14 protein-coding genes and 2 other annotated features are annotated in these 13,678 nt (G+C 39.0%); of the genes, 1 reads left to right on the top strand and 13 read right to left on the bottom strand.

Annotated features, from left to right (window positions below; translation table 11 throughout):
* Positions 1-101: 101 nt before the first annotated feature.
* Together JCM9140_RS20180 and JCM9140_RS20175 are read right to left on the bottom strand one after the other, a co-directional pair.
* Positions 102-1,184, bottom strand: coding sequence for a M42 family metallopeptidase (locus JCM9140_RS20180; protein ID WP_034750894.1), 1,083 nt, complete (start codon positions 1,182-1,184; stop codon positions 102-104).
* A 78-nt stretch (positions 1,185-1,262) separates the two neighbouring features.
* Complete coding sequence (locus JCM9140_RS20175; protein WP_034750891.1) at positions 1,263-1,751, bottom strand: dUTP diphosphatase; 489 nt, start codon at positions 1,749-1,751, stop codon at positions 1,263-1,265.
* Positions 1,752-1,913: 162 nt separating this feature from the next.
* Between JCM9140_RS20175 and JCM9140_RS20170 the strand changes: the two genes are divergently transcribed.
* Positions 1,914-2,294 carry a hypothetical protein gene (locus JCM9140_RS20170; RefSeq protein WP_034750888.1) on the top strand — a complete coding sequence of 127 codons (381 nt, stop codon included), beginning with the start codon at positions 1,914-1,916 and terminating at the stop codon, positions 2,292-2,294.
* A gap of 194 nt (positions 2,295-2,488) precedes the next feature.
* Here JCM9140_RS20170 and JCM9140_RS20165 read toward each other — a convergent pair whose 3' ends face one another.
* The 11 genes from JCM9140_RS20165 to nrdR form a co-directional block, all read right to left on the bottom strand.
* On the bottom strand, positions 2,489-3,061 hold the full coding sequence (locus JCM9140_RS20165; RefSeq protein WP_034750885.1) for a TVP38/TMEM64 family protein: 573 nt from the start codon (positions 3,059-3,061) through the stop codon (positions 2,489-2,491).
* A gap of 24 nt (positions 3,062-3,085) precedes the next feature.
* Complete coding sequence (locus tag JCM9140_RS20160; RefSeq protein ID WP_034750882.1) at positions 3,086-3,349, bottom strand: DUF1294 domain-containing protein; 264 nt, start codon at positions 3,347-3,349, stop codon at positions 3,086-3,088.
* 80 nt (positions 3,350-3,429) lie between these two features.
* Positions 3,430-3,789 carry a 50S ribosomal protein L20 gene (rplT, locus tag JCM9140_RS20155; RefSeq protein WP_034750879.1) on the bottom strand — a complete coding sequence of 120 codons (360 nt, stop codon included), beginning with the start codon at positions 3,787-3,789 and terminating at the stop codon, positions 3,430-3,432.
* A 35-nt stretch (positions 3,790-3,824) separates the two neighbouring features.
* On the bottom strand, positions 3,825-4,025 hold the full coding sequence (gene rpmI / locus JCM9140_RS20150; protein ID WP_034750876.1) for a 50S ribosomal protein L35: 201 nt from the start codon (positions 4,023-4,025) through the stop codon (positions 3,825-3,827).
* Between the two features lie 37 nt (positions 4,026-4,062).
* Entirely contained in the window at positions 4,063-4,566 is a 504-nt protein-coding gene (gene infC / locus JCM9140_RS20145; protein WP_034750873.1) for a translation initiation factor IF-3, read from the bottom strand.
* 89 nt (positions 4,567-4,655) lie between these two features.
* Positions 4,656-4,777: a sequence feature (ribosomal protein L20 leader region), on the bottom strand.
* A gap of 632 nt (positions 4,778-5,409) precedes the next feature.
* Positions 5,410-7,341, bottom strand: a complete 1,932-nt coding sequence (thrS, locus tag JCM9140_RS20135; RefSeq protein ID WP_034750867.1) for a threonine--tRNA ligase — start codon at positions 7,339-7,341, stop codon at positions 5,410-5,412.
* 169 nt (positions 7,342-7,510) lie between these two features.
* Positions 7,511-7,740: a binding site (T-box leader), on the bottom strand.
* Between the two features lie 67 nt (positions 7,741-7,807).
* A complete protein-coding gene (ytxC, locus tag JCM9140_RS20130; RefSeq protein ID WP_034750864.1) occupies positions 7,808-8,668 on the bottom strand; it encodes a putative sporulation protein YtxC in 861 nt (286 codons plus the stop codon).
* Between the two features lie 741 nt (positions 8,669-9,409).
* On the bottom strand, positions 9,410-10,522 hold the full coding sequence (gene mqnC, locus JCM9140_RS20125) for a cyclic dehypoxanthinyl futalosine synthase (protein WP_034750856.1): 1,113 nt from the start codon (positions 10,520-10,522) through the stop codon (positions 9,410-9,412).
* A 99-nt stretch (positions 10,523-10,621) separates the two neighbouring features.
* Positions 10,622-11,548, bottom strand: a complete 927-nt coding sequence (dnaI, locus tag JCM9140_RS20120; RefSeq protein ID WP_034750854.1) for a primosomal protein DnaI — start codon at positions 11,546-11,548, stop codon at positions 10,622-10,624.
* Between the two features lie 3 nt (positions 11,549-11,551).
* Complete coding sequence (locus JCM9140_RS20115) at positions 11,552-12,991, bottom strand: replication initiation and membrane attachment family protein (RefSeq protein WP_034750852.1); 1,440 nt, start codon at positions 12,989-12,991, stop codon at positions 11,552-11,554.
* Positions 12,992-13,057: 66 nt separating this feature from the next.
* A complete protein-coding gene (gene nrdR, locus JCM9140_RS20110) occupies positions 13,058-13,519 on the bottom strand; it encodes a transcriptional regulator NrdR (RefSeq protein ID WP_034750849.1) in 462 nt (153 codons plus the stop codon).
* Between the last annotated feature and the right edge of the window lie 159 nt (positions 13,520-13,678).

Here is a 13,678-nt window from a genome sequence, read left to right as displayed (position 1 = left end):
TCATAGGAAGAACACGTAACCACCTTAATCAAACGTTTGTTTAAAATATAAAAAAAGGCTATCTCACAAGGTCCTTGCGAGATAGCCTCCATTCTTTTTTATTAAAATGTAATGTTTTCAACCGTTTCTTTGTCTAGCTTTTTAATTACCTCAACAATTAATTTTACCGCGTTCTCATAGTCGTCACGATGTAAAATCGCTGCATGTGTATGGATGTAACGAGTGGCAACTGTAATCGATAAAGCTGGAACTCCATTCGCTGTTAGATGAATCGCTCCAGAATCTGTTCCACCACCAGCCATCGCATCAAATTGATATGGAATATTGTGTTCGTCAGCCGTATCTGTTACAAAATCACGTAAGCCTTTATGAGAAATCATCGATGCATCATAAAGGACAATTTGCGGACCATCACCCATTTTTGCTAATGCTTCTTTCTCTGTCACTCCTGGCGTGTCTCCAGCAATTCCTACGTCAACACCAAAGCCAATATCTGGTTGAATAAGGTGAGCCGAAGTACGTGCACCACGAAGACCTACTTCTTCTTGAACGGTTCCAACACCGTAAACCGTATTTGGATGATCTACACCTTGAAGACCACGTAATACATCGATAGCGATCGCACAACCAATTCGGTTATCCCACGCTTTTGCCATTAATAGCTTCTCATTTTTCATAACCGTAAATTCACAAACTGGAACAACTGAATCACCAGGTTTCACCCCAAATTCGATGGCTTCCTCTTTGCTCGTTGCTCCAATATCAATAAACATATCTTTTTTGTCTACTGGTTTCTTACGAGCTTCAGGAGCTAGGATATGAGGAGGCTTTGAACCAATTACCCCAGGGATATTTCCCTTTTTTGTCATAACCGTAACACGCTGGGCAAGCATCACTTGCTCCCACCAGCCTCCAACCGTTTGAAAACGTAAGAAGCCCTTGTCATCAATGCTCGTTACCATAAAACCAATTTCATCAAGGTGGCCAGCTACCATGATTTTTGGTCCGTCAGCCTTCCCTGTTTTCTTTGCAACTAAACTCCCAAGTTTATCTGTTGTTACTTCATCAGCAAACGGTGTTATGTATTTTGTCATAACCTCACGTGCTTCCCGCTCGTTACCTGGAACACCATTGGCATCCGTTAAGTCTTTAAGCATCTGTAAGCGCTCATCTAAATTTGACATATGTATATAGCCTCCTTATTTCTTCTTCCTCATTTAGTATACAGAAAAGCATTTCGCTACTCAAATGACTTTCGATCATTAGTAGCCCGCATCCTGCCTTTCGTGATTGACTTTATTTTTCTGTAAGTAAGCTTCTTCTATTTCTTTATTGGAAAACCCTAAAATCTGCCCTAGCATAAAAAAGGATGTTACTAACTGCATATACTGTGTTTCTGTTTTGGTTTCCCCTAAAGCACTAGCATCCTTTAATACTTGTAAAAATTGTTCTGTCGTCTCATTTTCCGTCTTATATTCATCAAGTATTGTGATTGAGGTAACATTTAACGTTAAGCCTAACGTAAGGACAAAGTGCAATCCATCTACATACTCTTCCAAAATAACTGACCGCTCAGATGATGTTTTTCTACTCCAATATTTAAAAGAACGTGTCTCATTGGCCAATTCACTAATCTCAACTATAAAAGCTAATAGCTGATCATAAAATAAATCTCTTCCTATAAGGTTATGTTCATCCACGATTCGATCATTCAATTGTTTTTGAATTAAAAATAGCTCTTTCACATTCATATTTAACCCTCCTGTCTTTTGTTATTATAGCAATTTTTCTAAAAAAGACGTAACCAAAGCTCTAGTCGCTCGTATTACATAGTAGAAGCTTTACTTTCGCTAGGTACATGTGTCAAAATTTAATAAAAAGGCGATCGTACCTCATAAGGAGGAGAGTCATTCATGGTTATCTTGTTTCGCTTATTATTATTAACAGCCCTCATTGTTCTTGCTTATTCAGCTTTCAAGTATTTGTTTCACCCTCGTAGAAAGCTAGAACAGGCACATGAACGCAAACAGTTTTTCTTTTATGATGATGAAAAAGATGTTCGTAAAAATTTTATGATTACGTATAAAGGGGTTATGTTTGAAGGAGAAAAATATTTAGGAACAACCGAGCAATCGTTTGAAATTGTCTCGATTTATGTATGGGCTAAACAAACAGATCAATTAAAAGGGTTCAGCAAGGAAGATTTTCAATTCATTGCAGATGATATTCATTTACGCTATCCTAGTGCAAAACTTGAATGGAAGAGCCCAATTAAGGAATTATTACGAAAATAACTTATGCATTTTCATTCGCACAATTTATTGATGCACTATGCAACTGTAAATTGTGCGTTTTTAACATTTGCATTATTTCTTCCTCCCCTATAACTTAACAAAAAAAAAGACCCTTCCCACAGCACTAGCTACCAAACCCTTTACAAGCTTTGCAGTTAGAAGCAAATGGCAAAAGCCTTTTTACCTTTATTCTTTTACTGCCTTGATGTAGAGAAAAACTCTTCCCATTTAATATTCGTCCTTTTTTTCCTGAAGAATAAAAACAACATGCCTAGGAAACCAGCAAAGATCAATGTTCCTTCTAATGGCAACTCATGGATCATATCTCCAAATGCTGTATATACGACAGCTGGAGGTATACTAGCTAGAAACGAATATTTCGTATAATCCCTTATATTTTTAGTTGATTCAATCAAATACAAAGAGATTAGATGAAAATGAATAAATGGCATTAATCTCATAATCATCATCTGTGGAACCGTGAGCTGTCGATCTTTTACAAATTTTTGCTTAAGAACAGTCAATTTTCCTCGCATTCTTGGGAAAAGATGAATAAGACCATAAAAGACAACACTCACAGCTGTAAGACCGATGATGGAATAGATCGAACCATAAAAAGTTCCAAATAAATACCCACCAAGAAGGCAAATGAGCAAGACTGGTATGAAAAAAACTTGCCTAAAGACATGGAGCAAGACAAAGAATAACGGAGCAAACCAACCACTCTGTTCAATCACATGAAATGAACGTTCTATAAAATCCTCCATTTTTCAGTCCCCCTCTCTTGTAGTCTATGCTGAGACGTAGAATAAGATGAAGACAAGTATCCCTAATTGGGCAAAAATAATGATGGGTACTCCTACACTGAATGAGTAATGCTTTGTTTTATGTCGGAAACGCTTCATTCCCATATATACCCCTATACTGCCACCAAGAAGGGCTAACAAAAACAATAACCGCTCTGGCACTCTTCTCTTACGCTGCTTCGCTCGAGATTTGTCCAGCCCCATTATAACAAAAGATAACAGATTTACGAAGATAACGTAAAGTAACATAAGAGCATCCCTCTTTCGCGATCCAGCTATTCTCATTTTAATGCATAGAAAAAAACGCGACGAAAGTCGCGTTTTTCTTCTTATGCGTTAAGGCTTGCTTTTGCTTTTTCAGCAAGTTGTGCAAATGACTGTTCGTCAGTTACAGCTAGTTCAGCAAGCATTTTACGGTTAACGTTGATATCAGCAAGCTTTAAACCGTGCATGAAACGGCTGTAAGAAAGACCGTTCATACGTGCAGCTGCATTGATACGAGTAATCCATAGCTTACGGAAGTCGCGTTTCTTGTTGCGACGATCGCGGTAAGCGTATAGTAAAGACTTCATTACCTGTCCTTGCGCTGATTTAAATAATGTATGTTTAGAACCGTAATATCCTTTAGCTAACTTTAATACCTTCTTACGACGACGACGAGCGACATAACCGCCTTTTACTCTTGGCATCGAAGTTCCCTCCTTTTTCTAAAAACCGAAATCAATTATTTTTTGTACGTTAACATTTGACGAATGCGTTTGAAGTCACCAGAATGAACCATTCCAGCTTTGCGTAATTTACGCTTTTGCTTTTGTGACTTGTTACCGAATAAGTGACTAGTGAATGCGTGTGAACGTTTAAGCTTTCCAGATCCAGTCTTCTTGAAACGCTTAGCTGCTCCACGGTGAGTTTTCATTTTTGGCATAACTCAGGTCCTCCCTTTAATCTTGTTCAGCAAAGAATTACTTCTCAGTTTTAGGAGCCATAATGAGGAACATGCTACGACCTTCCATCTTAGGCATCGACTCAACTGTTGCAATATCTTCACATTCTTTTGCAAGACGCTCTAAAACTTTCCGTCCAATTTGAGAATGAGTAATGGCACGTCCACGGAAGCGGATCGCTGCTTTTACTTTATCTCCTTTTTCAAGGAATTTTCGAGCATTACGAAGCTTCGTATTAAAGTCATTATCTTCAATTGTCGGGCTCAAACGAACCTCTTTCACGTTGATAATCTTTTGTTTCTTACGAGCTTCCTTATCTTTCTTTTGTTGCTCATAACGGAATTTTCCGTAGTCCATGATGCGACATACAGGTGGTTTCGCAGTTGGAGCGACACAAACTAAATCAAGATTGACATTCGCTGCCATTTCTAGTGCTTCTTGTTTTGACTTCACACCGACTTGATCACCATTTGCTCCAATAAGACGTACTTCACGTGCACGAATCCCTTCATTGACCAACATGTCTTTACTAATAATGAGCCACCTCCAAAGGATTTTAACGAATCAAAGCAAGGTTTGCATCGACATCATTGTCTAATGCACCTTCATTCAAGTACAAAAAAGCGTAGGCACAATACGCCCACACTTAGTCCATTCTTAGAAATGAAACTGTTTATACCTGTAAACTGCATACGCGTCATCAGGTGAGAAGCGGGCGCTTCTTCTTGCTTTGTTTCCAATGTTAAATTGTTTACTAAATGACTATATCATAATCACTGCAACACGTCAACTCTTTGGTGGCCGACTTAATTATTCTACCTTCTAGCGTAAGAGAATGCAAGAGAATATTCAAAAAGGGTGGTTTTCCCTTTTTGAATATTCTCGATGCGATGAGCGAAGCCGATGTTATCTTTTAAGCCTTTTAGAAGTGGTGTCATACCTAAATTATAAAATAAAATGACAGTAAAATGAAACTTCAGACTATAGATAAAAGGCCTTTGAGTTTTATTTCTCAAAGGCCTTTTTAGACTATTTCTCTTATTTTTTTATCGTTGAAAAGTAGAGAATTTCTATCTTACCACTCAACAAAGCGGACGGGATGGGGAGGCCGACTCCTGCAGGAGGAGAGGGCAGGTTGAAATCCACCGGCTTGCCGGTTAGTTCAACGGCCGCCTGCGGAAAGCGTGCCCCCCATCCCGGGAGCGAGGGCAAAGCTCCCTTTCAAGTCCAAAGTAAACGAGCACTTTTTCAGTGGCCTCGTGTGAGACCCCGCAGAAGTCGAGTGGCTGTAGCTCCATTTCACTATGAGAAAAACGTTCCTTGAGAGCAACAATCTTTACGAAACAGAATTTTAAAAAATCTCTTCTACTTCCTAGCTTCTTGCTTCATCTGCTCGACAAAATCAGTTAACGCTGCCGAGGCCGAATCTTGCTCTCCGTATTTACGGATATTAACGGCATTCGCTTCCTTCTCTTTATCACCTAATACAAGCATATAAGGTATTTTTTGCATTTGCGCTTCACGAATTTTATATCCAAGTTTCTCATCGCGTTCATCAATTTCTACACGAACTCCTACTGCTTGAAGCTCTTCTTGTACTTTCTTCGCATACTCAAGATGAACATCATTTGAAACTGGGATGATTTGAGCTTGAACGGGTGCTAACCATGTTGGGAAAGCTCCTTTGTACTCTTCAAGTAAAAACGCTACAAAACGCTCCATTGTTGACACAACACCACGGTGTACAACGACCGGACGATGCTGTTGCCCATCTTCCCCAACATATGTTAAGTCAAAGCGCTCTGGTAATAGGAAGTCAAGCTGAACTGTTGAAAGAGTCTCTTCTTTTCCAAGCGCTGTTTTCACTTGGACATCAAGCTTTGGACCGTAGAATGCGGCTTCCCCTTCTGCTTCAAAGTATTCAATACCTTCAAGCTCGTTCATGGCATCTTTAAGCATACTTTGCGCTTTATTCCACATCTCATCATCATCGAAGTACTTCTCCGTATCTTCTGGATCTCGGTATGAAAGACGGAATTTATAATTATCAATTCCAAAATCTTTGTATACTTCTTGAATCAATCGAACAACTCGTAAAAATTCTTCTTTTATTTGATCTGGACGGCAGAAAATGTGTGCATCATTCAACGTCATGCCTCGTACACGTTGAAGACCAGAAACGGCACCAGACATTTCATAACGATGCATCATTCCAAGTTCAGCAATACGAAGTGGCAATTGACGATAACTTCTCATTTCTTGTTTATAGACCATCATATGATGTGGACAATTCATTGGACGTAACACGAACTCTTCGTTATCACGTTCCATCACAGGGAACATGTCATCTTTATAATGATCCCAATGTCCAGATGTTTTATAAAGCTCTGAACTACCTAAAATGGGTGTGTACACGTGTTGGTAACCAAGACGCTCTTCTTTATCAACGATGTATCGCTCGATAATCCGACGAACAGTAGCCCCTTTCGGCAACCATAATGGTAACCCTTGTCCCACTTTTTGAGAAAGTGCAAAAATGCCAAGCTCTTTCCCAAGTTTACGATGATCACGTTCTTTTGCTTCTTCAAGCAAACGAAGATGTTCTTTTAAATCTTCTTTATTAAAGAAAGCTGTACCGTAAATTCGTTGTAGCATTTTGTTTTTGCTATCTCCACGCCAGTAAGCACCAGCTAAACTTAACAGCTTAAATTCTTTAATTTTATTTGTTGATGGAATATGAATTCCACGGCAAAGGTCAAAAAACTCACCTTGCTCATAAATCGTCAACATCTCCCCCTCAGGGATTGCCTCAATTAACTCAAGTTTGTATTCATCGCCAATTTCTTTGTATTTTTCAATTGCCTCTTCACGTGATACTTCAATTCGTTTCACTTCAAGATTTTCTGAAATAATACGCTTCATTTCTTTCTCAATCTTCGGAAGATCTTCAGGAGTTAAAGACTCTTCTGAATCAATATCATAATAAAACCCACCCTCAATGACTGGGCCTACTCCAAGCTTCACATCTTTGTATAAACGCTTAATCGCTTGAGCCATCACATGAGCTGTACTATGACGAACAATTTCAAGTGCTTCTTCAGAATCTGGAGTGACGATTGCTATTTCTCCATCTTCTGTAATCGGTGTCCTTAGATCTAATAGTGTATTATTTAATTTTCCAGCGAGCGCCTTCTTCTTTAATCCAGGGCTAATGGATGCTGCAATATCTTCTGTTGTTGTTCCACTTGGGAACTCCTTTACTGTACCATCTGGAAACGTAATTTTCACTTCAGCCATACTTGTCCACTCCTTCTTTTTTTCGTTAAAATAAAAGCTGTTTTTCGCATACTTAGTTGTCTGATCGTCACGTGTTCTACCATGTTACCTTCTATTTCACTACAAGAAATAGCACTTCAACAACCATTTTTGCGAAAAGAGCCAATAAAAAACACTCATCCCTCCATACAGAAGGGACGAGTGTAGTTCGTGGTTCCACCCTTGTTCGAAAATGACATTTTCATTCATTTTCCTCAAGATACATTGTAACGGTTGTAACCGGCGCTAGTTAGTCCACAAATGTGTTTCCCTGCGCAGTTCAGAGGTGGTAAGAACGTTCGTCTAGTTAGGAAGCTCTCAGCATATGCTTCCCTCTCTGCAAACCGATGTAACGCCTCATGTCCTCATCAAGACTCTTACATATTAAAGATGATATGTAGTATTATAGGGAGCCTTGATTAGAAAATCAAGTGATCATTCAAAAAAGTTAACTCCATTCTTTATCATACGCTTTTAATGGGTACATTTTCATTCGTTCTTGAAAGATCGCTTGGATGGAAATAATGACACCATGATCCGGATCGTCAGAGAAAACGTGCACTTGTTTTGGCACCATACTTACTAAAGGACTAATGACCATCTCTTCAATGTCAACTTCTTGCTCAAACACTAAATCATCTTGTAGATGAAACAATAGCTCTTCTCTCGTCATTCGCCTAAAATGTTCATCATAAAAGGTAAATGTTTCATCATGAACAATGTAGATCATCTCAAGCTTCGGTCTTTTAAACTGAACAAATTGACGAAAGTCTTCAATCATATTTTGGTATTCTTGCTCTAGCATATATTCATCAATGGCCATTTCGACACAGTCAATTAATATCTCCCCATAATCTCGTAACCTGAACGTTAGAAATGGCTCATAATAAAAAGTTGTATCTTCTTCTAAGTGACTAGAGAAAGCAGAATAGATATACTCCCTACGATTAAAGAATGATTTCATTTGCGGTAAGTCATTACGGTCTCCTTCAAGAATAGAACGAGCAATCGTTAAAATTTGCTCCTGCTCCTCCTCATCATGAAAATAGAACATCGTTTCAATAATATCTAATAGCCATTCTTCCTCTTTTGTGCTTATTACATAATCGGTTAACACAGACGCTAGCAGCGGATGAAACGAATCATAAAAATTAATATGCGTGTTTTCATAGTTGAGAATAATCGTATCTTCCCCTTCTGCTTTCACAGCTCCTCCTAAGCCGAACTCAGCATACTTTTGAATGTACGCTGTCAACTGCCTAAGTAGCTGTTGGCAATCATAAGTCTCTTCAAAATGGATTGCTATCAACGCATACTCCCCCTTACATTTAACGAACACCTCTATGTGAACATCGTCTTTTCGTCGTTTCAGACAGGCTCTACTTTCATCCTATGTTCAGGAAAAAAAAACATGATTACATTTTCTTTTTTATGTGCTTTAACTTACTTACTCTCCACATGTTCGTTCCATTGCGCTGCAGTCACTCGCACCCGCAAGGAGGTGGCGAGTGACTTCCGCTCCATTTCACTATGAGGAAAGTCTTTATTTATAGCAATGATCTTTATGACAGGCTATTTACTTACTTTGTTGTTAAAAATGGGGAGAGGAAGGGTGAAGAAAAAAACTAGGAAGGCGGGCAAACATCCCGTCGTACTAAAGGCAAAAAAGTACTAGTCCCATAAAAGGAAAAAGGAACATGTCCTTACTATTGAGTCGTGTTCCTTTTTTAATCTCTATGCAATATACATATATAAAATAAATACATCTAAAGATAAAAAAGTAACCTTAGCAGGGGAATGACACGGAGACTCCTGCGGGACCAGTGACCCACGTGTGAGACCCCGAAGGCGACAGCCGAGGAGGCTCACCGGGCACCCGCGGAAAGCGAAGTGTCATTCCCCTGCGGTTGGTTACCCGTTGACTTGTGTAAAAAATTTTCTGTTCCCTCCAAGGCTAGTGTCTATATAAACGTTCCATTACAAGCAAAAAAGTGTGACAAACGGCCTCATCCTGACCATTAGTCACACTTCTCCTAGCTTATTATTTGTTTTAGTTTTGCATAATAAAATCTTTTGCTGCTGTTTCTTTATCGTCAAATACTCGTAGTGTATTGTATTTCGTATCACGTTGTGCTGGTATTTTGCCCGCTTCACGAATGAGACGAAGAATTTCGTTTGTATTGACTTTATGGGTGGTCCCTGCAGCTGAAACAACGTTTTCTTCCATCATCGTACTACCAAAATCGTTGCATCCATACTGTAATGATAATTTCCCTACCTCAGGACCCATTGTAACCCAAGATGATTGGAAATTAGGAATGTTATCAAGGAAAAGTCTTGAGATCGCAACATTTTTTAGGTAGTCGCGTGATGTTAATTTTTTCGTCTTGTACATGCCTGTATTCTCTGGTTGGAATAACCATGAAATAAAGGCTGTAAAACATTCTGTCTCATCTTGTGCGTCACGAATTCGTTGGAGGTGAAGAGCACGTTCTTCGAATGACTCACCAAATCCAATAACCATTGTAGCAGACCCGTGCATACCGACGCGTTTAGAAGCTTTCATTGCTTCAATCCACTGTTCCCACGTAATTTTCAAACGGCTTACTCGAAGACGTGTTTCCTCCGTTAGAATTTCTGCTCCTCCACCTGGCATACTATCAAGGCCCGCTTCATGTAATTCACGCAAAACTTCTTCAACGGACAAATTTGACACTTCTGCAATTTTCCAAATTTCTGCAGGTGAGAAAGAATGCATCCAAATACTTGGATAACGAAGCTTAATTTCTTTTAAAAGATCCGTATAATATTGTAGCGGCAAGTCAGGGTTTGTCCCCCCTTGCATGAGAATCTCAGTCCCATCTACTTCAAGAGTTTCTTCAATTTTTTTAAAGATTACATCGTTCTCAAGCACATAGCCTTCTTTATGTCCAGGAGCACGATAAAAGGCACAAAACCGACAATACGTATCACAGTAATTCGTATAATTAACATTTCGTCCAATTACAAAAGTAGTGATAGGTTCAGGATGCCACTTGAGCATAATCTTATTGGCAGCTTCCCCCATTTTCTCGACTTCATCACTCTCATATAGAGAAACAACGTCATCCATCGACAGGCGTTCTCCATTCACGGCACGTTCTAAAATAGCATCAATGCTCATGTTGTACCTCCGAATCTCTCAATATAGGATACTGTTATCCTACCATAGTTATCACCTAGCGCAAAGTAAGGAGCCTACTATTGGCAAAAACTGCATCAATCATCTTGACCTACGGTTAGCTCCTTCAACTTGAACAAACGTCGTAAAATGTTTAATTCTTTCCATAATTCGTTTGGCTTTTAACTCTTCTATGCCACCACGTTCAGAGTAAGCTAAATGTTCCTCTAATTCATCATAGTCATAGTTAGATGTAAACAACGTTGGGAGTTTCTCCAACATCCGATGCTGGAGAATGGCTCCTAACACATCATCACGAATCCAACCAGATATCGTTTCTGCTCCAATATCATCAAGTATCAACACTTGCGTGCGCTTAACTGCATCTAGTTTCTCTTGGAACGTACCATCGCCAATGGACTGCTTCATCTCTCTAAAGAAGTCGGGTGTATAAACAATATACGAATCAATGGCTCTCTCCCTAAGTTCATTTGCAACAGCTCCCATAAGATGGGTTTTGCCAACACCAAATCTCCCATAAAAATACAAACCTTGCCCATCTTCTCCTGGTCTTGCATTAACGGCAAAAGCTAATGCTTTTCGACTTGCTTCTTCCCGATCACGATCAAGATCAAGGCCATCAAATGTAGCGTCCAAGATGTCTTTTGGGACATAAAGCGACTTGATCAATTGACGTTGTTGTTTTGCTCGCTCTTCTTTTTTCTTTAAAGAACAAGAATGATACTCTAAATCAATCGTCCGTCTAGCAACAATCATTTCAGGTTGATAACCCTTCATCATATTCGGACATGCTGCCAAGCCAGGACACTGTTCACAGTTGTTTCGTTCTTTCTGAAATTCATACAGCTTGATTAACCCTTGGTCCAAAATATCATCATTTATTCGCTTTCCTTCAAGCGCTTTTTGAACAACAGGATCTGCGAGTAAGGATTTTTTGGCTGATTCTAGCCGTTCCTCAATGCGCTGATCCTTTGTCCATTGTTTTAAAGCAGACTGAATTGACTCCATTGTTTAACTGCCTCCTTTCTGTTTGCTTGTTCGTAAGTCTTGAAGCATTTGTTCAAAGCTTTGTTCTCCATTTGACGTTTTTTCAGTAAAGTTGGGTTCTTTTGTTGGAGTTGCTTTTTGCTCTTTATCCGCAATGAGCCATTTCGGTAATTTATCTCGTTTCTGTGGTTGTTTTCTTTGTCCACTTCTTTTTTGAGGTTCAGATTGACTTCCTTTCGTTTTCTCTTTAGTTGTTTTTTGTTGTTCAACTAAAGCCAATTGCATCGCCTCTTTTACGGTGTGTACTTTTTTCCTAGCCCAATGTCCACCAATTTTATCAATGAGCGCCTTCGATAACTTCATATCATGACTATACAACATGAAGTCCAAAAGGACATTTATAACACCTGGAAGTAACTGATGATCAATGAGTAACGATTCTATAATTTTCGCATCCGCTACCGGAACTTTCCCTCCATTTGAACGAATTTCTAATAACTCTAATGGAGATGTTGTTTCATAAAATTTAATCGTTCGTTCTTCTTCCGTTTTGGGCTCGATTCCCGCCATGGTTTGGTGATTTACTGGCTGCTTTTGCAGACCGAGGCCAGGAGGCTCATTGCCGTGCTCAACCTTATACCATTCCTGTGCTTTCTTTCGTAGTTGCTGCAAATCCAACTTTTCGTCATGAAGTAGAGCTTGTTGAACAATACTACTCATTTCAAGTGGCTCTATTTGATAGACAAAAGCTAATCTAGTAATCATCTTACGTACGTCGTCGGTCAGGATCTCTTCCGGAACGATAAACGATGCTAAGCTTTTTTCGAAAAGAGAGAAATCAAATTGAGTAAATATCATTTCAATTCCTTCATTTGTTGAAAGTAGCTCTTTTTCTTTGTTTATTTGAAGCGCATTTCCTGTTTCAGACTGAAGGTTTGACACCATTTCAGAGTGATGCAACGAAACAAATACTTCATCGAAGGCATGCGTCATTTCAGTGTAGTCTTCATGAGAAATTTGGTCAATCGTAAATCGTTCACGTAACGCGCGATAATGAGATTTTCCCAAACGATTAAATAAGTATACACTTAGAACATCATTTTCAAAAAATTGCTTAGGTGTCATAGGGGGCTGTATTTCATATAAATACGTTGCCCCTCCACCTTCATCTTTACGCTTATACGTTTTTAATAAACCTATTCCCTCAAGCTTTTTCCGTTCCTCATATATCACTTCAAGTGAGACACCTAACAACAACATTAATTGCCGATGGGTTAGTTCATTGCTCCAATATTGATCTTTTTCAAGCTGGGACAACAATGATGCATAAAGACTATGAGCTCCAGCTCCAATTAATGGCTGGTACAACAATGTCAATGTTAAACGATCAAGATCCGTTATATAATTGCTTGTCCGCACACAAAGACGATCCACCGGTAAAAGTTCTTTCCAATGCCATGTCATATTCTCACCTCCATGATGTTTTTTCTATTCACGTAAAAAGAGCTTTTCGCGTAAGACGCTTAAGCTCTATTCCTCATTCCTATTCATTAATTCTGTAAGCTCTTTTATAAAGACATTTATGTCCTTAAATTGACGATAAACGGAAGCAAAACGAACATACGCTACATCATCAATATCGGCTAATCTTTCCATAACAAGCTCTCCGACATCATGGCTTTTCACTTCATTTTTTCCAAATCCTCTAAGCTCTCTTTCAACATCATTAACAATCTTTTCGAGTGTATCTAAAGAAACAGGACGTTTTTCACATGCACGAATCAAACCTCTAAGGATTTTTTCACGAGAAAATTCTTGACGCGTTCCATCTTTTTTCACAACAATGAGTGGGATTTCTTCGACCATTTCAAATGTTGTAAAGCGATGGCTACAATCTTCACATTCTCTCCTTCTGCGAATGGAACGACCTTCATGACTAGGCCTTGAATCAAGAACACGAGTTCCATTGTGATGACAAGCAGGACATAGCATTTAATCATCTCCACTTTCCGTAACGTACTTATCGTTCACGTATCTTTATTTTATGATATAAAAAAACTCGAAAACTGACAAGATACTGTTATGATACGTACTTGTTTTATCATAACATAAACACCTTTATGGATGGGGAGATTTGCTAAAACTGGATTG

The organism is Halalkalibacter wakoensis JCM 9140, assembly GCF_000513095.1.
GTDB classification, from domain to species: domain Bacteria; phylum Bacillota; class Bacilli; order Bacillales; family Bacillaceae_D; genus Halalkalibacter; species Halalkalibacter wakoensis.
The sequence above is the reverse complement of the archived record's forward strand: the minus strand, read 5'-3'. Positions and strand labels throughout refer to the sequence as shown.